We start from the raw sequence: 20,208 nt of genomic DNA, 5'->3' as shown, positions 1-20,208 counted from the left end.
ACGCGTTGACGAAATGTATTCAGCCGCCGGTTGGCCGGGTACGAGCCGCTATAATCGCCGCCTTCCCCTTTGCCTCCCCGCCCGCCGCTGCCCGGCAGGGCGCCGGGGCCTGCGTATCGGAGCCTGCATGTCCTCGCAATACATCTACACCATGAACCGGGTCAGCAAGGTGGTCCCGCCCAAGCGGCAGATCATCAAGGACATCTCGCTGTCCTTCTATCCGGGCGCGAAGATCGGCCTGCTGGGCCTGAACGGCGCCGGCAAGTCCACGGTGCTGAAGATCATGGCCGGCGTGGACAAGGATTTCGAGGGCGAAGCCCGCCCGCAGCCCGGCATCAAGGTCGGTTACCTGGCGCAGGAGCCGGAACTGAATCCCGAACACACCGTCCGCCAAGCCGTCGAGGAAGGCGTGGGCGACGTGCTGCAGGCGCAGGCCGCGCTGGAAGCGGTGTATGCCGCCTATGCCGAGGAAGGCGCCGACTTCGACGCACTGGCCAAGGAACAGGAGCGCCTTGAGGCCATCCTCGCCGCCGGCGATGCCCACACGCTGGAAAACCAGCTGGACGTGGCCGCCGATGCACTGCGCCTGCCGCCGTGGGACGCCATCGTCGGCAAGCTGTCCGGCGGCGAGAAGCGCCGCGTGGCGCTGTGCCGCCTGCTGCTGCAGAAGCCGGACATGCTGCTGCTCGACGAACCGACCAACCACCTGGACGCCGAATCCGTCGAGTGGCTGGAACAGTTCCTCGCCCGCTACACCGGCACCGTGGTGGCGGTCACCCATGACCGCTACTTCCTGGACAACGCCGCCGAGTGGATCCTCGAACTCGACCGCGGCCGCGGCATTCCGTGGAAGGGCAACTACACCGACTGGCTGGTGCAGAAGGACGAGCGCCTGAAGCAGGAAGACAATCAGGAAAAGGCCCGCCAGAAGGCGATCCAGAAGGAACTGGAATGGTCGCGCCAGAACGCCAAGGGCGGCCGCTCCAAGGGCAAGGCCCGCCTGGCGCGCCTGGAAGAGCTGCAGTCGGTCGACTACCAGCGCCGCAACGAGACCAACGAGATCTTCATTCCGCCGGGTGAGCGCCTGGGCAACAACGTCATCGAGTTCAAGAACGTCTCGAAGAAGTTCGGCGACCGCCTGCTGATCGACAACCTCAGCTTCCTGGTCCCGGGCGGCGCCATCGTCGGCATCATCGGCCCCAACGGCGCGGGCAAGTCGACGCTGTTCAAGATGATCACCGGCCAGGAAAAGCCGGATTCCGGCACCATCACCACCGGTCCGACCGTGCAGTTGGCGTACGTGGACCAGAGCCGCGAGAAGCTGGAAGGCAACCACAACGTCTTCCAGGAGATTTCCGGCGGCCTGGACATCCTCAACATCAATGGCGTCGAGATCCAGTCGCGCGCCTACATCGGCCGCTTCAACTTCAAGGGCCAGGACCAGCAGAAGCTGGTGGGCTCCCTGTCCGGCGGCGAACGCGGCCGCCTGCATATGGCCAAGACGCTGCTGCAGGGCGGCAACGTGCTGCTGCTCGACGAACCGTCCAACGACCTGGACATCGAAACCCTGCGCGCGCTGGAAGACGCGCTGCTGGAGTTCCCCGGCAACACCTTCGTCATTTCGCACGACCGCTGGTTCCTGGACCGCATCGCCACGCACATCCTCGCCTTCGAGGGCGACTCGCACGTGGAGTTCTTCCAGGGCAACTACCGCGAGTACGAGGAAGACAAGAAGCGCCGCCTGGGCGAAGAAGGCGCGCGTCCGCACCGCTTGCGGTTCAAGGCGCTGAAGTGACGCCTGCAGGTTGAGTTACGCGAAAAAGCCCGCCGATCGGCGGGCTTTTTCTTGCAAGGCCCACAGGCCAGGGCCTGCGGCTGTTGCATCCCACCCGCAGCCGCAGACAACGCGCTACCGCGCGGCCGACGTCGCCATCACCACGGCCACCAGCATCGCCACGATCACCTGCGTCGACGCGAAGAAGAGGCCATAGCCCAGAAGCCCACGCAGCAACGACTTCCAGCGCGCATACGGCCGGAAGAGTTGCACCAGCGAAAAGACGCCATAGAGCGTCGACACCAGCACCGACCACGCCGGCGCCTGGGGAACCCAGCGCTGCAGCAACATTGCGATCGACCAGAACACGAAGGTCTGGACGGTCAGGAATGCGGTGATCACCAGCCACTCCGGATAGTTCAGCCCGCCCACACGATGGAAGGACAGCCGGAAGGCGGCGGCCTCGAACGGCAACAGCAGCAGCGTGAACGCCGCGAAATAAGCGTTCATCCAGTACCCGATCGAACGCGAGGTCGCCTCCAGCGCCGTCGCCGGCGCGGCCGTATCGACCGATCCGCCCACCATCATGCCGCCCAGCACATCGCCTCCGGCCAGGTACTTGCTCAGCAGCACCACGACCGCCGCCGTGATCATGATCAACAGCAATGGCTTGACCTGTTTCGCGCGCCGCCCTTCCAGGTAACTGCGCATCAGATGCCCCGGACGCAGCATCAGTTCCTTCAGCGAGTACAGGATGCCCCGATCCATGTGGAGCACGCTGTGCTCCAGCTCATGGCCGAGGAAATGCCAGTCGATGCGATGCGGCGGCGTGGGCTGGCCGCAGGCGGGACAGAACGTCTGGTCGGGATCGACAACGGCGCGGCCGCAGTTGATGCAGGTGCTCGCGTCGCCCATGCCGCTCCCCCGTCGATGGTGCGCGGATTCTAGACATGCCCGGGGTTTGCGTCCAACGCGCGGCCACCTTCGCCCCATCACGGGGAGTGGCCGCACCGCGACGGTGCCGATTAAAGCGCCCCGTCAGCGCGCCGATAGCGCCTGGATAGCGGGACCGACTTCACGCGGCCACCCACCGGCACGTCACGGTCCCGCCCCCCTCGCCCCAAGGAGTTCCATGAACGCATGCGCTGTCGCCTCCGTGTCCGACGCCGGTATCGATGACCACATCCAGTCCGTGTCCGGGCTGTCGGACTCGCTGCTGAAGCAGTTGCGGCAGTCGCTGCAGAAGATCGACGAGATCAACCGCATCACCCGCATCATTTCGATGAACGCGCGCATCGAAGCGGTCCGCATCGGCACCGCCGGCCGCAGCTTCGGGGTGATCGCCGAGGAGATGGATACGCTCTCGCGCCGGGTCAGCGACACCGCGCAGGAGATCGACCGCATGGCCGGCCGCACCAGCACCGATCTGCGCGAACGGCTGGAGCAGTTGCAGACCGACGTGCGCCGCACGCGCCTGACCGACCTGGCGCTGGCGAACATCGACCTGATCGACCGCAACCTGTACGAGCGCAGCTGCGACGTGCGCTGGTGGGCCACCGATACCGCGATGGTGGCGGCCGCACAGGACCCGCAACCGGCGGCCGTGGCCCATGCCAGCCAGCGGCTCGGCCAGATACTGGATTCGTACACGGTCTACTTCGACCTGGTGCTCGTCGACCTGCAGGGCACCGTCATCGCCAACGGGCGGCCGCGCCAGTACCGGTCGGTGGGTCAGTCGGTGGCGCAGCAGCCGTGGTTCCAGTCCGCCATGGCCACGGCCAGCGGAGAGGAGTTCGGCTTCCAGTCGATGCACGCCAGCCCGCTGGCCGGCGGCGAGCGCGTGCTGGTGTACGCCTGCACGGTGCGCGACGGCGGCCGCGTGACCGGACGCCCGCTGGGCGTGCTGGGCATCGTGTTCCGCTGGGACGCGCTGGCGCAGACCATCGTGGCGCGCACGCCCCTGTCGGAAGCGGAATGGCGCCGCAGCCGGGTCTGCATCGTCGATGGGCAGGGCCACGTGCTGGCCGACACGCTGGGTGCAGACGCCGCATCGACGCGACTGGACTTCCCCGGCCGGGCGGACTTGTTCGCCCAGCCGCGCGCGGCGGCCGATCTGGTCATCGACGGACGCACCCAATGCGTGGCGCACGCCGCTTCTCCCGGCTACGAGACCTATCGCACGGGCTGGCACTGCGTGATCACCCAGGGCGTCGACTGACGCCCTCCCCGGCGCTCAGTCCAGCCAAACCTCGCCGTCGCGCACCTGCACGGCGACGGCGCGCAAGGCATCGCCGCGGCACGGACCGGCGACGCAATCACCGCGCAGCAGTTCGAACGAAGCGCCGTGCGCGGCGCAGACCAGATGGCCGTCCTTGCTCTTGAGGAACTGGCCGGGCGCCCAGTCGAGACGGCGACCGGCATGCGGGCAGACGTTCAGCCACGCACGGACGTGCTCGCCATTGCGATACAGGATCAACGACTCGGCATCGTCGCCGATCGAGGCTTCAACCTCGGCGAACCCGCCATCGGCGATGTCATTCAGTGCGCTCAGTCGCATATCGCTTAACGAAGTCCTCACACGGTCATCTGACTGTCATCCGATACTGCCCTGTACCGGCCCCCGCCGCATTCTGTCACGACGCCCCACCATGTACGCACGCCATTTCCAGTTCAACGCCTTCCGCCATGTCTTCGCGCCGCGCAAGCCGCGCCATCCGCTGCTGCGGGTCGGCCTGGGCCTGCTGGGCGTGGTGTTGCTGGGCGTGCTGGTGTTCTTCAGCGTCTTCGTCGGGGCCGCGATGATCGCGGCCGGTGTGGTGTACAAGCTGGTGCGCCAGCGCGGCAAGCCGCAGGCCCGCGACGCACGCGTGGTGGATGCCGAATACCACGTGGTGCGCAAGCAGGTACTGCCGCAGCCGCGCTGACCCTGTGCCCGCGGGGCACCCCGTTGCCCCTACACTCTGCGGCCGCTTCTCTCCTGCATGGCCGCCATGACCGACATCATTCCTGCCCCGCCGGTACCGCGCGTACCCGTCCGCGGTGGTGGTACGTTCCCGGTGCGACGCATCTTCTGCGTCGGCCGCAACTTCGCCGACCACGCGCGTGAAATGGGCGCGGCCGCACCGGCCTCGAAGGCCGAGCGCGGCACCCCGGTGTTCTTCCACAAGCCCGCCGATGCCATCGTCACCGGTGGCGCGGACGTGCCCTATCCGCCCGGTACGCACGATCTTCACCATGAAGTGGAACTGGTCGTGGCGCTCGGCGCCGACGCACCCGCCGGTCCGCTCGCGCGCGAGGATGCGCCGGCGCTCGTGGCGGCCTACGGCATCGGCCTGGACCTCACGCGCCGCGACCTGCAGGCGGCCGCGAAGGCCAAGGGCCTGCCCTGGGACACGGGCAAGGGCTTCGATCATTCCGCGCCGGTGAGCGAACTGGTTCCCGTTGCCGAGGTCGGCACGCTGGAGGACCGCACCCTGACCCTGCGCGTGAACGGCGAAACCCGCCAGCACGGATCGCTGCACGACCTGATCTGGGACGTGCCCGACATCCTGCACGAGCTGTCGACGCTCTATGCACTGAAAGCCGGCGATCTGGTCTTCATGGGTACCCCCGCGGGCGTGGCCGCGCTGGTGCCGGGCGACACCTTCATCGCCTCGCTGGATGGCGTGGTCGAGCTTCGCGGCCGCATCGTCGCCTGATCACCACCATCCCTGTCCCGACCCTCTCACGGTCTTGTAGGAGCGCCCCATGGGCGCGATGCTTTTCTGGTCGCAGACCAAGAGGCATCGCGCCCATGGGGCGCTCCTACAGCGATGCATCGAGGGAGTGCGACGATCCGGCGGATCCCACACCCGATCCGGAAGACGGAGCGGCAAGGCAGCAGGTATAGTCTGCCCCGCCGATGTGTCGGCGACTTCGTGGAGGAGACATCAGCATGGGCATGATCAGCGAGTTCAAGGAGTTCGTTTCGCGCGGCAACGTGGTCGACCTGGCCGTCGGTGTGGTGATCGGCGCGGCTTTCGGCAAGATCGTCAGCAGCCTGGTGGACGGCATCGTGATGCCGCTGGTGGGCCTGATGATGGGCGGCGTGAAGTTCAGCGACCTGGCGGTGACGCTGCGTGCCGCCGAAGTGGACGCCACCGGCAAGGAAATCGTGCCCGCGCTGCTGCTGAAGTACGGTGCCTTCCTGCAGACGGCGATCGACTTCCTGATCATCGCCTTCGTGATCTTCCTGTTCCTGAAGGCCTACAACCGCGTGCGCGCGCCGGCACCGGAAGCCGCCACGCCGGAAGACATCGCGCTGCTGCGCGAAATCCGCGATGCGCTGAAGAAGTAAGCGGACGCTGCATTCCGAACCGGCAACACCGGCAAAGGAACCACGAGGCCACGGGCTGCTAAGCTCGTGGCCTTCGTTTTTCCGGGATATGCCATGCGCCTTGCTCCGCTGTTGCTCGCCCTGACCCTCGCCGTTCCCGCCCTGGCCGCCGAGCGCGAGACGCGCATTCCGGACGCCGCCCTGGCCACCGCCGCCACCCTGCGCGAACAGGCGCTGGCTGACGACACCGGCTGGAAGGTGGTCGAATCGCTGACCACCGAGATCGGTCCGCGCCTGGCCGGCAGCGAGGCCGATGCGAAGGCGGTGGCGTGGGCGCAGGCGAAGTTCAAGGCGCTCGGTTTCGACAAGGTCTGGCTGGAGCCGGTGACCTTCCCGAAGTGGGTGCGCCGCAGCGAGCGCGCCGCGATTCTCGGCGCGCATGCGCAACCGCTGACGGTCACCGCGCTGGGCGGCAGCCCTGCCGGCACCGTGGAGGCGGAGATCGTCCGCTTCGCCGACCTCGCGGCGCTGGAAGCGGCGCCGGATGGCGCGCTGGCCGGGAAGATCGCCTTCGTCGATTACCAGATGAAGGCCGCGCGCGACGGCAGCGACTATCGCAATGGCGGCGCGATCCGCTCGAAGGGGCCGTCGGCGGCGATCCGCAAGGGCGCCATCGCCTTTCTCATGCGCTCGGCCGGTACCGACAACCACCGTGTCGCGCATACCGGCATCACCCGTTTCGATGAGGGCCTCACGCCGGTGCCGTCCGCGTCGCTGACCATCCCCGACGCCGACCAGCTGGCGCGCCTGCTGCAGCGTGGCCCGGTGCGCGTGTCGCTGGCGCTGGACTGCGGCTGGGAGGGCGAGTACACCTCGCACAACGTGATCGGCGAGATCACCGGGCGCAGCCTGCCGAAGGAGGTCGTGGTGATCGGCGGGCATCTGGATTCGTGGGACCTGGGCACCGGCGCGATCGACGATGGCGCCGGCATCGGCATCACCATGGCCGCCGGCCATCTGATCGGGAAACTGAAGCAGGCACCGAAGCGCACGATCCGCGTGATCGCCTTCGCCAACGAGGAGCAGGGCCTGTACGGCGGCAAGGCGTATGCCGAGAAGCACCTGGCCGACATCAGCCGCCACCAGATCGCTGCCGAAAGCGACTTCGGCGCGGGCCGCATCTACGCGTTCAATACCGGCGCGCCGGAGCACGCGCGCAAGGCCACCGAGCAGATCGCGCAGGCGCTGGCGCCGCTGGGCATCGAGTACGCACCGGGCAAGGGCAGCGCAGGCCCGGACATCAGTCCGTTCGCGGCCAAGGGCATGGCGTGGGCGTGGCTGGCGCAGGACGGCAGCGACTACTTTGACCTGCACCACAACGCCGATGACACGCTGAACAAGATCGATCCCGCCGCGCTGGCGCAGAACGTCGCCGCGTATACCGTGTTCGCGTACCTGGCAGCGGAAGCCGAGGGCGACTTCGGCAGTCGGCTGAAGGAATAGGCATTGCGATCCTGCCCAGCCAGTTGCCTGCCTTTGTAGGAGCGGGCCATGCCCGCGATGCGTTTCAGGTGACCGACCGAAAGGCATCGCGCCCTTGGGGCACTCCTACAGGGACCAGCGGGGTCCAGCAGCGGGCCCAGGAGCAGCGGAGCAAGCTCCGCTCTACAGACGCTGCTTCCACTGCGCCAGGAACACCGCCGTCGCGGCGGCGACGTTGAGGCTTTCGACCGCACCGCTGCCGGGAATCGACAGGCGCAGGTCGCAGGCCTCGGCCAGGCGCGCATCCATGCCCTCGCCTTCGGCGCCCATCACGTAGACCATCCGCTGCGGCAGCGCGGCGGCGAACAGGTCGTCGCCACCGCGCGCGAGGGTGGCGGCGAGCGAGAACCCCGCGTTGCGCAGCTGGGCGGCCGCATTGTCGGCCTGCCCCATGCGCACCAGCGGGACCTGCTCGGCGCCGCCTTCGGCCACGCGCGCCGCCGCGCCAGACAGCGCCAGCGTGGAGTCGCGCGGCAGCAGGATGCCGGCCACGCCGAAATGCGCGGCCGAACGCAGGATGGCGCCGAAGTTGTGCGGATTGCCCACGCCATCCAGCCACAGCGCCGCCAGCGGCTGGCCTGCCGGCAATGCCCGCAGCCAGTCGCCCATCGGTACCGGCTCGGCTTTCACCACGTCGGCGACCACGCCTTCGTGGTGCGTGCTGGCGGCCAGCCGATCGAGGTCGCCTTCTTCCACCACGCGATAGCCGACGCGCTGCTTCACGCACCACGCCAGCAACGGCTTCAGCGCGGGAATGCGCGACTCGAGCAGGTAGACCTTGCGGATGGCCTCGGGCCGACGCGCGAACACCGCGTGCACGGCATTCAGGCCGTACATGCGCAGTTCGCTGCGCGAGGCGCCGGCGGCCCGCTCTTCCCGCGGGACGGCCGCATGTGCAGGACGATGATCCTCCTGCGCGCGCGGTGGACGGCGCCGCTCCGGCGGTGAGCCGGGCGGGCGCGGCGGCCGCGTGTTCCAGGGATTGCTCACGTCAGGCCTTCGTCTTCCAGAAATCGGCGTTGCGGATGCCCAGCGCGTCCGGATCGAAGGTCGGGTCCAGGCCCAGCTTCTTCTGCCGCTCGTAGTCGCGCAGCGCGATCAGCGCCGGCTTCTGCAGGATCAGGATGGCGATGACGTTCAACCACGCCATCACGCCCACGCCGATATCGCCCAGCGTCCAGGCCATCGCCGCGTTGTGGTACGCGCCGAACACCACCATGCCGATGATGCCCAGCCGCAGCAGCAAGGTCGCCAGCGGATGCGTCTTCTTCACGCCGGCAAGGTAGGTCAGGTTGGTTTCGGCCATGTAGTAGTAGGCCATGATGGTGGTGAAGGCGAAGAAGAACAGCGCCACCGCCACGAAGATCGCGCCGCCGCCCGGCAGCACCGATTCCACGGCGGCCTGGGTGTACAGCGCGCCCTCGGACGGCTGCAGCCCGGGGACGCCGGTGACGATCGCCTCCAGCTTCTGCACGCCGTTCTCGGTGACAGTGCGGAACGTGTTGTACATGCCGGTGGACAACACCAGGAACGCCGTGGAGGTGCACACCAGCATGGTGTCGAAGTAGATGGCGAAGGCCTGCACATAGCCCTGCTTGGCCGGGTGCGAGACCTCGGCGGCGGCGGCCGCGTGCGGGCCGGTGCCCTGGCCGGCCTCGTTGGCGTAGATGCCGCGCTTCACGCCCCAGGCGATGGCCTGGCCGAGGATCGCGCCGAACGCCGCATGCGCGCCGAACGCGCTGCTGAAGATGTCGGAGAACATCGCCGGCACCTTGTCGGCATTGACGATCATCACCGTCACCGCCATCAGGATGAAGGCCAGCGCCATGAACGGCACCACGATTTCAGCGAACGTGGCGATGCGCTTGATGCCACCGAAGATGATCAGCGCCAGCAGCGCCGCCACGCCCAGGCCGATCCACAGCTTCAGCGCTCCCGCGCCGCCGGCCACCTCGCAGTTGCCCAGGCCGCACAGCACCGTGCTGGCACTGTCGGCGATGGCGTTGGCCTGCACGCCCGGCAGCAGCAGGCCGGTGGCGATGACGGTGGCCACGGCGAACGTCACCGCATACCACTTCAGGCCCATCGCCTTTTCGATGTAGTAGGCCGGACCGCCGCGGTAACGCCCTTCGGCATCCTTTTCCTTGTAGATCTGGGCCAGCGTGCACTCGATGTACGACGTGGACGCGCCGAGGAAGCCCATCACCCACATCCAGAACACCGCGCCGGGACCGCCGTAGGCGATCGCGGTGGCGACGCCGGCGATGTTGCCGATGCCCATGCGGCCGGCCATCGAGATGGCCAGGGCCTGGAACGAGGACACGCCCGCGTCGGATTTCTGCCCGGTCACCGTCAGCCGGCACATCTCGGCGAAGCCGCGCACCTGCATCACGCGGGTGCGGAGGGTGAACCACAGGCCGGCACCCAGGCACAGCGCGATCAGCGCGTTGCTCCAGATGATGCCGTTCAACCAGTTGAAAAAGGCTTCCACGGGGATGCGTCTCCGTTCGTTCGTGCGTGCGCGGGATACGGGAAGGCGGCGCAGGGCGCCACCGGGTCCCTGCAAGATAACCGCAACACGCGCCGCTGCGCAGTCCCTGCGGACGTTTCAGCCCACCCGGACGCGGCCGAACAGCCTCAGGTCGTGCAGTCCGTCCGGCTTGCGGAGGGCGCTGCGCCGGCAGCCTTCCTCGACGAATCCGTTCTTCTCCAGCACCCGCGCCGAGGCCGGATTGGTATCCAGCACGTTGGCCTCGATCCTGACCAGCCCCAGTGCGGGAACCACCCAGTCCAGATAGGCCGCGACCACGCGCGTCATGTAGCCGCAGCCCCAGTGACGCCGGCCGAGCCAGTAGCCGAGTTCGGCGCTGTGCGCTTTCTCGCCCACATGGGGGCGTGCGGCGATGCCGCCGCAGGCCTCGCCGTCGATGTCGATGGCGAACACGGGATGTGCGAAGTCCACCACGCGGCCAGCCAGGAAGGCTTCGCCATCGGCGCGCGTGTAGGGATGCGGGAAGCGGTCGCTCAGGCCGCGCGGCACCTGCGGATCATCCGCATGCTGCAGCAGCGACGCCAGGTCATCCTGCCGCCAGGCGCGCAGCAGGAATCCCTCGCCCTCGATGCGCACGCCGGCATGCGGGCGTGCGCCGGGCTCAGCCATGGCCACCCACGGACGGCGTCTCCGCCTCCAGCTTGCCCAGTTCGTGCGCCACCGCGTCCGGCGAGCGCGTGAACGGGGCCAGCAACGCGTAGAACGCCGGCACCACGTACAGCGACAGCAGCGTGGAGAAAGTCACGCCGAAGATCACCACGATGCCGATGGTCGCGCGGCTGGCCGACCCCGGACCGCCTGCCAGCACCAGCGGCACCGCGCCCATCACGGTGGCCACGGAGGTCATCAGGATCGGGCGCAGGCGTACGCGGGCGGACTCGGCGATGGCCTGGCCGACGCTGGCGCCGTCATCGCGCAGCTGGTTGGCGAATTCGACGATCAGGATGCCGTTCTTCGCCGCCAGGCCGATCAGCATGACGATGCCGATCTGGCTGAAGAGGTTGAGCGTGCCGCCGGTGACCCACAGGCCGATCAATGCCCCCAGCACCGCCAGCGGCACCGTCAGCATGATGATCAGCGGATGGATGAAGCTCTCGAACTGCGCCGCCAGCACCAGGTAGACGATCAGCAACGCCAGCGTGAAGGTCAGCAGAATGGCGCCGCCGGCTTCCTGGTACTCGCGCGACTCGCCTTTCCAGTCGATCTGCGCGTAGTCCGGCAATTCCTCCGCCACCACCTGCCGCGTCCACTCCAGCGCTTCGCCCATGCTGTAGCCCGGCGCCAGGCCGGCACTGATGGTGATCGCGCGCAGGCGATTGAAGCGGTTGAGGCTGCCGGGCTCGGCGATCTCGCTCAGTGTCACCAGGTTGGACAGCGGGATCAGCGCGCCATTGCCGCCGCGCACGTAGGTGTTCGCCAGGTCCTCGGGATTGGCGCGACGCTCGCGGCCGGCCTGCAGCATGACGTCGTATTCCTCGCCGCTGTCCACGTAGGTGGTCACCTGGCGCGACCCCATCATCGTCTCCAGCGTGCGGCCGATCTCCTGCACCGACACGCCGAGGTCGGCGGCGCGGTCGCGATCGATGTTCACGCGCATCTGCGGGCGCGTTTCCTTGTAGTCCGAATCCGGGTCCTGGATGCCGGGATTGGATTCCAGCCGTTGCAGGATGCGGTCGCGCCACTGCGCCAGTTCGGCGTAGTCCGGGCCGCCGAGCACCAGCTGGTAACGCTGGCCGCGGCTGCCTACCAGGCCACCGGGGACATTGGCGCGCGCCTGCACCCCGGGCAGCTTGGCCAGCTCGCCGCGCAGCTGCGCCACCACGTCGTCGGTGGCGACGTCGCGCTCGTGCCAGTCGTGCAGGAACACGATCACCTGACCGGTGTGCATGTCCTCGCTGCCGCCAAAGCCGCGCGGCGTGCGCGAGTTGGCGCGGTCGACGGGCTTGTCCTCGCCCACCTGCGCCATGACGATCTTCTCGACCTGCTGCATCTGGCCGACCATGTAATCGAAGCCGGCCCCCTCCGGGCCGTCGACCATCACGAAGAAGCGCCCGCGATCCTCGGGCGGCGCCAGTTCGCTGGGAACGCGCAGACCCAGCGCGACGATGGCGATGCCGCAGATGGCCATCGCCGCGAACAGCATGCCGAGGATGCGCTTGCCCGACAGGGCCACCAGCCGTTCGACATGCCGGGCGTATCCGTTGCTGACGCGGGTCAGCGTGCGGTTGGTCCACGCATTGAGTCCGCGCGGCTCGGTATGCGGCCGCACCAGCTTGGACGACATCATCGGCGTCAGCGTCAGCGCGACGAACGCGGAGATCGCCACCGCCGCCGCGAGGGCGACGGAGAGCTCACGGAACAGGCGTCCGGTGTTGCCTTCCATGAAACCCACAGGCAGGAACACCGCCACCAGCACCGCCGTGGTGGCGATCACCGCGAACGCCACCTGTGAGGTGCCGCGCCGCGCCGCCACCAGCGATGGCTCGCCCAGGTCGGCGCGCCGCTGCACGTTCTCCAGCACCACGATGGCGTCGTCCACCACTAGGCCGATGCAGAGCACCAGCGCCAGCAGCGTGAGCAGGTTGATCGAGAAGCCGAAGGCGTACAGCGCGATGAAAGACGCGATCAGGCAGACCGGTACCGTCACTGCGGGAATCAGCGCCGCGCGCAGGCTGCCCAGGAACAGCCAGATGACCAGGAACACCAGCACCATCGCCTCACCCAGCGTCCAGTACACGCGCTCGATGGAGGCTTCGATGAAGGTGGTGCTGTCGTAGGCGATGAAGATCTCGGTACCTTCCGGCAGCGTCTGCTGGATGACCTCCGCTTCGGCACGTGCCGCGCGCGCCACGTCCAAGGCGTTGGCGGTGGAGGTACGCACGATGCCCAGGCCGACGTTCGGCACGGCGTTGCTGCGCAGATAGGAGCGACGCTCCTCGGCACCCAGCTCCACCTTGGCCACGTCGCCAAGCCGTACCACGTAACCGTCGGCGCCCTTGCGCAGCGGCAGCTGCGAGAACTGTTCCGGCCGCTGGTAGCCGCGCTCGACGCGCAGGGTGAAGTCGCGGGTGGCGGATTCGATGCGGCCGGCCGGCAGTTCCACGTTCTGCGCCCGCAGCGCGGTCTCGACATCGCTGGTGGTGACGCCGCGCGCGGCCATCGCCTCGCGGTCCAGCCAGATGCGCATGGCGTAGCGTTGGCCGCCACCCAGCTGCACGCGGGCCACGCCGTCGAGCGAGGACAGCCGGTCCAGCACGTAGCGGTCGGCGTAGTCGGTCAGCTCCATCGTGTCCATCACGGTGGAGCGCATGTTCAACCAGATGATGACGTCGGCGTCGGCTTCGACCTTGGAGATCTCCGGCGGATCGGCCTCGTCGGGCATGCGGTCCATCACCCGGCTGACGCGGTCGCGCACGTCGTTGGCGGCGGCCTCGATATCGCGGCTGAGGTTGAACTCGATGGTGACGTCGGAGCGGCCGTTGCGGCTGCTGGACTGGATGGTCTTGATGCCCTCGATGCCGGACAGGCCGTCTTCGAGGATCTGGGTGACGCGCGTCTCGACGACGGCGGCCGAGGCGCCCGGGTAGTTCACCTCCACCGACACGATGGGCGGGTCGATGTTGGGCAGCTCGCGCAGGGTCAGGCGCAGGAACGACATCACGCCCAGCACCACCAGCAGCAGGCTGACCACCACCGCGAAGACGGGGCGCTTGATCGACAGGTCGGAGAGCTTCATGGCGCTCAGCCCTGGCCGTCGGCCGCGGGCGCGTCCTGCTTCGCCGGCGCGGCGGGCGCGGCATCGGCCACCTTCACGCCCGGACGCAGCTTGCCGGTGCCGTCAATGACGATGCGGTCGCCGGCGGCGACGCCCTTGAGGATTTCGACCTTCCCGTCGCGGCGCACGCCGGCGGTCACCGGCGCCTGTTCGACGCTGCCGTCCGCCTTGACCCGATAGACGAAGGAGTCGCGACCCACCTGCACCACCGCGATCTCCGGGATCACCAGCGCCTGCCGCTCGGGGCGGAACAGGCGCACGTCCAGCAGCATGCCGGGGCGCAGCTTGCGTGCCTCGTTCGGGAACACCGCGCGCACGGTCACCGCGCGGGTGTTGGCGTCGATGCGCGCCTCGATGGTTTCCACCTGCCCCTCGAACGACTCGCCCGGATAGGCGGCGGCAGTCGCGGTCACGGCGTTGCCGGCCTCGACCGAGGCCAGCGCCGCTTCCGGCACCTGGAAGTCCACATACATGCGCGAGATGTCGTCGAGCGTGGCGATGGTGCTGTTGGCGGTGATCAGCGAACCGGGGCTGACCTGGCGGATGCCCAGCACGCCGGCGAACGGCGCGCGTACGCTGCGGTCGCCGATGTCGGCGCGCGCCTGGCGCACGCGCGCGGCGGCGGCGTCGCGAAGGGCGAGCTGGGTATCGAGTTGCGAGCGCGCGATCAGCTGCTGGTCGGCCAGTTCCTTCTGCCGGCGGTAAAGCCGCTCGGCTTCGGCGTAGGTCGCCTCGGCCTGGACCAGCGTGGCCTGCGCGGCATCGCCCTTCAGGGTGACCAGCTTCTGGCCGGCACCCACCTGCTGCCCGCTCTCGAAGTGCACGTCCTGCACGATCTCGCTGACCTTCGCGGTCAGGGTGACGGATTCGCGCGCCTTGGCCGTACCCAGCGCCTGCAGGGTGTCGTTCCAGGCGGTGAGCTGGATCTGCTGGGTGGTCACCGGAATCGGCCGCTCCGCCGGCCCGCCGTTGGCCTTCGCCTGCGCCTCGTCGTCGCCGCAGCCGGCGAGCATCAGCAGGGGCAGGGCGACCGCGAGCGCGCGGAGGACGGATCGGCTGAGCATGGAGGGTCCCGTAATCATCATTATTCGAGGAGTTTACCGACCCTACGGGACACGCAGTGTCACGGATGCGGCGGCACGTGCCGTAAACGCGCCAAAGGGCGGACGGTGCACACCGCCCGCCATGACCAATGGCCCTTGCGGGCCGGATCCGTGCTGAACGGCTACTCCAGGCCCAGGTGGGCGAGCACCTGCAGCGCCAGCGCTTCGGGGGCCTGTTCACCTGCGTGCAGGTGCAGCTCCGGATGCTCGGGCACCTCGTACGGCGAATCGATGCCGGTGAAATTGGGGATCAGGCCCGCGCGCGCCTTGCGGTACAGGCCCTTCACATCGCGGGCCTCGGCCAGCGCCAGCGGCACGTCGACGAAGACCTCGACGAACTCGTCGTCGGCGAAACGCTCGCGCGCCATCCGCCGCTCGGCGCGGAATGGCGAGATGAAGCTGACCAGCACAATCAGGCCGGCGTCGGCCATCAGCCTGGCCACTTCCGCCACGCGGCGGATGTTCTCCACGCGATCCTCGTCGGTGAAACCCAGGTCGCGGTTCAGGCCGTGGCGCACGTTGTCGCCGTCCAGCAGGAAGCTGTGGTAGCCGAGCGCATGCAGGCGCTTGTCCACCAGGTTGGCGATGGTCGACTTGCCCGCGCCGGACAGGCCCGTGAACCACAGCACCTTCGGCGCCTGGCCCTTCTGGCGCGCGCGCGCGGCCTTGTCGACATCGACATGCTGCCAGTGCACGTTGCCGGCACGACGAAGCGCGAAATCCAGGGTGCCGGCGCCGGCGGTGGTGTTGTCGTAGCGGTCGATCAGGATGAAGCCGCCCAGCGCGCGGTTGCGTGCATAGGCCTCGAAGGCGATGGGCTCGTCCAGGCTGAGGTTGCAGTAGCCGACCTCGTTGAGCTCCAGCCGCTTGGCGGCCAGGTGCTCCTGGGTGTTCACGTCGATGCGGTGCTTGATCTCGGTGACCGTGGCGGACACGGTACGCGCGCCGATCTTCAGCCAATAGGGCCGTCCCGGCAGCAGCGGCGCGTCGGACATCCACAGCACATGCGCGGCGAACTGGTCGGCCACTTCCGGCGGATCGCCACCGGCGGCGATCACGTCGCCACGGCTGATGTCGATCTCGTCGGCCAGGGTCAGCGTCACCGCCTGCCCCGCACCGGCCGAAGCGACCTCGCCATCGGCGCCGAGCACCTGCGTCACCCGCGAACGGCGCGCCGACGGCAGCACGATGATCTCGTCGCCGGGCTTCACCGCGCCGGCGGCGATGGTGCCGGCGTAGCCGCGGAAATTCTGGTGCGGGCGGTTCACCCACTGCACCGGCAGGCGAAGGGCGCCGCCATCGTCCTGCGCATCGACCTGCACCCGTTCCAGGTGCTCCAGCAGCGCCGGACCGGCGTACCACGGCGTGCGCGCGGACCGCGAGGACAGGTTGTCGCCTTCCAGCGCAGACAGCGGGATGCAGGTGACCTCGGCGATGCCCAGCCGCTGCGCCAGCGCGCGGTAATCGGCGGCGATGCGCTCGAACACGGCCTCGTCGAACTCGACCAGGTCCATCTTGTTCACCGCCAGCACCACGTGGCGGATGCCGAGCAGCGAGACGATGTAGCTGTGCCGGTGGGTCTGCGTCAGCAGACCTTTGCGCGCGTCCACCAGCACCACCGCCAGGTCCGCGGTGGACGCGCCGGTGGCCATGTTGCGCGTGTACTGCTCGTGGCCGGGGCAGTCGGCGACGATGAACTTGCGCTGGTCCGTGTCGAAGTAGCGGTAGGCCACGTCGATGGTGATGCCCTGCTCGCGCTCGGCGGCCAGACCGTCCAGCAGCAGCGCGTAATCGATGCGCTCGCCCTGCGTGCCGTGCTTGCGGCTGTCCTTCTCCAGCGCCGCCAGCTGGTCGTCGAACAGGCGCTTGCTGTCGTGCAGCAGGCGCCCGATCAGCGTGCTCTTGCCATCGTCCACGCTACCGCAGGTGATGAAGCGCAGCAGCGGCTTGGATTCGTGTTGTTTGAGGTAGGTGGCGATGTCGCTGCCACCGGGAATGGGGAATGGGGAATGGGGAATGGCGGCAGCGTCCGCCTTCGACACCGCGCCCGCGTCCACATCCACACCCTCCATCTTGCGTACCGTCGGCTCTTCCATTCCCGATTCCCGATTCCCGATTCCCGGCTTCATCAGAAATACCCCTCCAGCTTCTTCTTCTCCATCGATGCGCCGGGATCGTGGTCGATCACGCGGCCCTGGCGTTCGGAGCTGGTGGTCACCAGCATCTCGGCGATGATCTTCTCCAGCGAATCGGCCTCGGACTCGATCGCGCCGGTCAGCGGGTAGCAGCCCAGGGTGCGGAAGCGGACGCGGCGCTGTTGCGGCACTTCGCCCTCGCGCAGCGGCAGGCGCTCGTCGTCGACCATCAGCAGGGCGCCATCGCGCTCGACCACCGGCCGCTCGGCGGCGAAGTACAGCGGCACCACCGGGATGTGCTCGCGGTAGATGTAGAGCCAGATGTCCAGTTCGGTCCAGTTCGACAGCGGGAACACACGCACGCTCTCGCCGGTGTGGATGCGGGCGTTGTAGAGGTTCCACAGTTCGGGACGCTGGTTCTTCGGGTCCCAGCGGTGCCTGTCGTTGCGGAAGGAGAACACGCGCTCCTTGGCGCGCGACTTCTCCTCGTCGCGGCGGGCGCCGCCGATGGCCGCATCGAACTTGTAGTGGTCCAGCGCCTGCTTCAGGCCCTGGGTCTTCATCACGTCGGTGTGGACGGTGGCGCCGTGGCTGATCGGGCCGATGTCGCGGGCGATGCCGTCCGGGTTGATGTGCACGCGCAGGTCCACCCCGGTCTCGGCGGCGCGCTGGTCGCGGAACGCGATCATCTCGCGGAACTTCCAGCGCGTATCCACGTGCAGCAGCGGGATCGGCGGGCGCGCCGGGGCGAAGGCCTTCAGCAACAGGTGCAGCAGCACCGAACTGTCCTTGCCCACCGAGTACAGCAGCACCGGGTTGCGGAATTCGGCGGCGACCTCGCGCAGGATGTGGATGCTTTCCGCTTCAAGGCGGTCGAGGTGGGACAGGCGGGGTACGGCAGTCATCGAGGCAGGCAGCGGGGACGGTGGGTCCGGACGGGCTAGCCTAGCAGGGCGTCGCCAACGGGTCCGGGAGGGCGGGCAGTATTCGGCGGTGGGTGCATGCCGGCGAAATAAGCGCAGGCCATAAGCCCATAACCATGCGTCCTTTCTGGCGGTCCCGGCGTCTCCCTACCATCGGTCGTCCCCCTCGCGCCCACGGGCCATGCCGATGTCCGCCACCCAGCCTGTCCTTGCCCCCATCCCCCTCGCGGAGGAACGGCGGGCGCTGCTGGCCCAGGCCGTGGCCGGCCTGGACGGTGCCAGTCTGTGGTGGGTCTCCGGCTATGCCGCCGGACTGGCGCAGGCGCAGTTGGCAGCGCCGACGGCCTCCGCCGCCGCATCGCCCAAGGCGATCGCCCCGGCGCCCGGCGCCCCGGCCGCGCAGCGCCTGACCATCGTCTACGGCAGCCAGACCGGCAACGCCCGCCGCGCCGCCGAAGCCCTGGCGCAGCAGGCCGAAGGCGCCGGCGTGTCGGTGCGCCTGCTGCGCGCCGATGCCTACCCGCAGCGCGAACTGGCCAGCGAGCGTCTGCTCTATATCGTCATCAGCACCCAGGGCGAAGGCGATCCGCCGGACGACAGCATCGGCCTGGTCGAGTTCCTGCGTGGCAAACGCGCGCCGAAGCTGCCGGAACTGAAGTACGCCGTGCTCGGCCTGGGCGACTCCAGCTACGCCGATTTCTGCGGCATCGCCACGCGGCTCGACGCGCGCCTGGCCGAACTCGGCGGCAGCCGCCTGCTCGCCACTGGCCTGGCCGACCTCGACATCGACACCGTCGCCACCCCGTGGCGCGAACAGGCACTCGCGCAGGCCCGCGAGCTGCTGAGGGCGCCGGCCACAGGCGCCGCGCCACTGGCGACGGTGACGCCGCTGCGTCCCGGCCACGCCGCGCTCTGGACGCACGAACACCCCTTCCCCGCCGAGCTGCTGCTCAACCAGCGCATCAGCGGCCGCGACTTCAAGGGCCCGCGCTTCGGCCAGCACGGCGTGGCCGACAAGGACGTGCGCCACATCGAACTGTCGCTGGAAGGCAGCGGCCTGCACTACGAGCCCGGCGACGCACTGGGCGTGCGCCACCGCAATCCTGCCGTGCTCGTCGATGGTGTGCTGGAGGCGCTGCGGCTGGACGGCGACACCGCCGTCAGCGATGGCGGCGACACCCTGCCGCTGCGCGAATGGCTGGCCGCGCGCCGAGAACTGACCCGGCTGTCGCGCCCGTTCCTCGCCACGCACGCCGCACACGCGCAGGCCGATGAACTCAACACCCTCCTGGCACCCGCGCAGAATGCGGCGCTGGCGCAGCTGTTCAACACGCACCAGCTGGTCGACGTGCTGCGCCGCTGGCCCGCCGGCTGGTCCGCGCAGGAGCTGGTCGCCGCGCTGCGGCCGCTGGCACCTCGCCTGTATTCCATCGCCTCCAGCCGCAAGCGCGTGGGCGAGGAAGCCCACCTGACCGTCGACGTGCTGGGTTACGACGCATTCGGCCATGCGCATGGCGGTGCGGCCAGCGGCTTCCTCGCCGCCCGCGAGGAAGGCGATCAGGTGCCGGTCTACATCGAGGCCAACGAGCGCTTCCGCGTGCCGGCCGACGGCAGCCGCGACATCCTGATGATCGGCCCCGGCACCGGCGTGGCGCCGTTCCGCGGCTTCGTGCAGGAGCGCGCCGAGACCGGCGCACGCGGCCGCAACTGGCTGTTCTTCGGCGCAGCGCACTTCAACCACGGCTTCTTCTACCAGAGCGAATGGCAGGACGCACTGCGCAGCGGCGAACTGCATCGCCTGGACCTGGCCTTCTCACGCGACCAGGCACGCAAGATCTACGTGCAGGACCGCCTGCGCGAACGCGGCCGCGACGTCTACGACTGGCTGCAGAACGGCGCGCACCTGTACGTGTGCGGCGCCATCGGCATGGGCAAGGATGTGCATGCCGCGCTGCAGTCCATCGTCGCGGAGCATGGCGGGCTGGATGAAGAAGCCGCCCGCGAGTACCTGGTGCAGTTGCAGACGGAGGGGCGCTACGGGCGCGACGTGTACTGACGACCCGCCCCCACCCTTCCCCCGCCTGCGGGGG

Annotated in this window: 16 protein-coding genes; 7 read left to right on the top strand and 9 right to left on the bottom strand. The window is 68.7% G+C overall.

The window, feature by feature from the left end; translation table 11 throughout:
- Window positions 1-127: 127 nt before the first annotated feature.
- Entirely contained in the window at window positions 128-1,795 is a 1,668-nt protein-coding gene (ettA, locus tag MMG85_RS05065; RefSeq protein ID WP_055940213.1) for an energy-dependent translational throttle protein EttA, read from the top strand.
- Window positions 1,796-1,909: 114 nt separating this feature from the next.
- Here the strand turns inward: ettA and MMG85_RS05060 are convergent, their stop codons facing one another.
- Window positions 1,910-2,689 carry a DUF3667 domain-containing protein gene (locus tag MMG85_RS05060; protein ID WP_241045038.1) on the bottom strand — a complete coding sequence of 260 codons (780 nt, stop codon included), beginning with the start codon at window positions 2,687-2,689 and terminating at the stop codon, window positions 1,910-1,912.
- A gap of 217 nt (window positions 2,690-2,906) precedes the next feature.
- On the opposite strand from MMG85_RS05060, the gene MMG85_RS05055 reads away from it, so the two are divergent.
- Window positions 2,907-3,992: a cache domain-containing protein gene (locus tag MMG85_RS05055; protein WP_241045037.1), complete on the top strand. Its 1,086-nt coding sequence runs from the start codon at window positions 2,907-2,909 to the stop codon at window positions 3,990-3,992.
- A gap of 15 nt (window positions 3,993-4,007) precedes the next feature.
- Here MMG85_RS05055 and MMG85_RS05050 read toward each other — a convergent pair whose 3' ends face one another.
- Window positions 4,008-4,331 carry a Rieske 2Fe-2S domain-containing protein gene (locus MMG85_RS05050; RefSeq protein ID WP_241045036.1) on the bottom strand — a complete coding sequence of 108 codons (324 nt, stop codon included), beginning with the start codon at window positions 4,329-4,331 and terminating at the stop codon, window positions 4,008-4,010.
- A gap of 91 nt (window positions 4,332-4,422) precedes the next feature.
- Here MMG85_RS05050 and MMG85_RS05045 point away from each other — a divergent pair, with 91 nt between their 5' ends.
- The 4 genes from MMG85_RS05045 (at window position 4,423) to MMG85_RS05030 (ending at window position 7,592) form a co-directional block, all read left to right on the top strand.
- Window positions 4,423-4,698 carry a hypothetical protein gene (locus tag MMG85_RS05045; protein WP_241045035.1) on the top strand — a complete coding sequence of 92 codons (276 nt, stop codon included), beginning with the start codon at window positions 4,423-4,425 and terminating at the stop codon, window positions 4,696-4,698.
- 66 nt (window positions 4,699-4,764) lie between these two features.
- Entirely contained in the window at window positions 4,765-5,472 is a 708-nt protein-coding gene (locus tag MMG85_RS05040) for a fumarylacetoacetate hydrolase family protein (protein ID WP_241045034.1), read from the top strand.
- A gap of 236 nt (window positions 5,473-5,708) precedes the next feature.
- Window positions 5,709-6,110, top strand: coding sequence for a large-conductance mechanosensitive channel protein MscL (mscL, locus tag MMG85_RS05035; RefSeq protein ID WP_241045033.1), 402 nt, complete (start codon window positions 5,709-5,711; stop codon window positions 6,108-6,110).
- 93 nt (window positions 6,111-6,203) lie between these two features.
- On the top strand, window positions 6,204-7,592 hold the full coding sequence (locus MMG85_RS05030; RefSeq protein ID WP_241045032.1) for a M28 family peptidase: 1,389 nt from the start codon (window positions 6,204-6,206) through the stop codon (window positions 7,590-7,592).
- A gap of 162 nt (window positions 7,593-7,754) precedes the next feature.
- On the opposite strand, the gene MMG85_RS05025 is transcribed toward MMG85_RS05030, so the two are convergent.
- The 7 genes from MMG85_RS05025 to cysD all read right to left on the bottom strand — a co-directional run bounded on the left by MMG85_RS05025 (window position 7,755) and on the right by cysD (window position 18,100).
- The gene (locus MMG85_RS05025) at window positions 7,755-8,621 is read right to left on the bottom strand and encodes a TrmH family RNA methyltransferase (protein WP_345778838.1); all 867 of its coding nucleotides are present in this window, start codon (window positions 8,619-8,621) and stop codon (window positions 7,755-7,757) included.
- 1 nt (window position 8,622) lies between these two features.
- Complete coding sequence (locus MMG85_RS05020; RefSeq protein WP_241045031.1) at window positions 8,623-10,122, bottom strand: alanine/glycine:cation symporter family protein; 1,500 nt, start codon at window positions 10,120-10,122, stop codon at window positions 8,623-8,625.
- Window positions 10,123-10,239: 117 nt separating this feature from the next.
- The gene (locus MMG85_RS05015) at window positions 10,240-10,791 is read right to left on the bottom strand and encodes a GNAT family N-acetyltransferase (protein ID WP_241045030.1); all 552 of its coding nucleotides are present in this window, start codon (window positions 10,789-10,791) and stop codon (window positions 10,240-10,242) included.
- On the bottom strand, window positions 10,784-13,918 hold the full coding sequence (locus tag MMG85_RS05010; protein WP_241045029.1) for an efflux RND transporter permease subunit: 3,135 nt from the start codon (window positions 13,916-13,918) through the stop codon (window positions 10,784-10,786). Before MMG85_RS05010 ends, MMG85_RS05015 begins: the two co-directional genes overlap by 8 nt.
- Window positions 13,919-13,923: 5 nt before the next feature.
- Window positions 13,924-14,970 (bottom strand): efflux RND transporter periplasmic adaptor subunit, encoded by a 1,047-nt coding sequence (locus MMG85_RS05005; protein WP_241045131.1) that lies wholly within the window; start codon window positions 14,968-14,970, stop codon window positions 13,924-13,926.
- 212 nt (window positions 14,971-15,182) lie between these two features.
- Window positions 15,183-17,156, bottom strand: a complete 1,974-nt coding sequence (cysN, locus tag MMG85_RS05000) for a sulfate adenylyltransferase subunit CysN (RefSeq protein WP_241045028.1) — start codon at window positions 17,154-17,156, stop codon at window positions 15,183-15,185.
- Between the two features lie 32 nt (window positions 17,157-17,188).
- Window positions 17,189-18,100 carry a sulfate adenylyltransferase subunit CysD gene (cysD, locus tag MMG85_RS04995; protein WP_055940192.1) on the bottom strand — a complete coding sequence of 304 codons (912 nt, stop codon included), beginning with the start codon at window positions 18,098-18,100 and terminating at the stop codon, window positions 17,189-17,191.
- Between the two features lie 205 nt (window positions 18,101-18,305).
- On the opposite strand from cysD, the gene MMG85_RS04990 reads away from it, so the two are divergent.
- The gene (locus MMG85_RS04990; RefSeq protein ID WP_241045130.1) at window positions 18,306-20,174 is read left to right on the top strand and encodes an assimilatory sulfite reductase (NADPH) flavoprotein subunit; all 1,869 of its coding nucleotides are present in this window, start codon (window positions 18,306-18,308) and stop codon (window positions 20,172-20,174) included.
- Window positions 20,175-20,208 lie beyond the last annotated feature (34 nt).

It is taken from the genome of Pseudoxanthomonas sp. LH2527 (genome assembly GCF_022539275.1).
Lineage (GTDB): Bacteria > Pseudomonadota > Gammaproteobacteria > Xanthomonadales > Xanthomonadaceae > Pseudoxanthomonas_A.
This window is presented reverse-complemented; position numbering and strand designations above follow the sequence as displayed.

Excerpts from the sequence above, each read along its gene's own strand:
- ettA (WP_055940213.1), top strand. The coding sequence starts at position 128 with ATGTCCTCGCAATACATCTACACCATGAACCGGGTCAGCAAGGTGGTC.
- MMG85_RS05060 (WP_241045038.1), bottom strand. The coding sequence starts at position 2,689 with ATGGGCGACGCGAGCACCTGCATCAACTGCGGCCGCGCCGTTGTCGAT.
- MMG85_RS05055 (WP_241045037.1), top strand. The coding sequence starts at position 2,907 with ATGAACGCATGCGCTGTCGCCTCCGTGTCCGACGCCGGTATCGATGAC.
- MMG85_RS05050 (WP_241045036.1), bottom strand. The coding sequence starts at position 4,331 with ATGCGACTGAGCGCACTGAATGACATCGCCGATGGCGGGTTCGCCGAG.
- MMG85_RS05045 (WP_241045035.1), top strand. The coding sequence starts at position 4,423 with ATGTACGCACGCCATTTCCAGTTCAACGCCTTCCGCCATGTCTTCGCG.
- MMG85_RS05040 (WP_241045034.1), top strand. The coding sequence starts at position 4,765 with ATGACCGACATCATTCCTGCCCCGCCGGTACCGCGCGTACCCGTCCGC.
- mscL (WP_241045033.1), top strand. The coding sequence starts at position 5,709 with ATGGGCATGATCAGCGAGTTCAAGGAGTTCGTTTCGCGCGGCAACGTG.
- MMG85_RS05030 (WP_241045032.1), top strand. The coding sequence starts at position 6,204 with ATGCGCCTTGCTCCGCTGTTGCTCGCCCTGACCCTCGCCGTTCCCGCC.
- MMG85_RS05015 (WP_241045030.1), bottom strand. The coding sequence starts at position 10,791 with ATGGCTGAGCCCGGCGCACGCCCGCATGCCGGCGTGCGCATCGAGGGC.
- MMG85_RS05010 (WP_241045029.1), bottom strand. The coding sequence starts at position 13,918 with ATGAAGCTCTCCGACCTGTCGATCAAGCGCCCCGTCTTCGCGGTGGTG.
- MMG85_RS05005 (WP_241045131.1), bottom strand. The coding sequence starts at position 14,970 with ATGCTCGCCGGCTGCGGCGACGACGAGGCGCAGGCGAAGGCCAACGGC.
- cysN (WP_241045028.1), bottom strand. The coding sequence starts at position 17,156 with ATGGAAGAGCCGACGGTACGCAAGATGGAGGGTGTGGATGTGGACGCG.
- cysD (WP_055940192.1), bottom strand. The coding sequence starts at position 18,100 with ATGACTGCCGTACCCCGCCTGTCCCACCTCGACCGCCTTGAAGCGGAA.
- MMG85_RS04990 (WP_241045130.1), top strand. The coding sequence starts at position 18,306 with ATGTCCGCCACCCAGCCTGTCCTTGCCCCCATCCCCCTCGCGGAGGAA.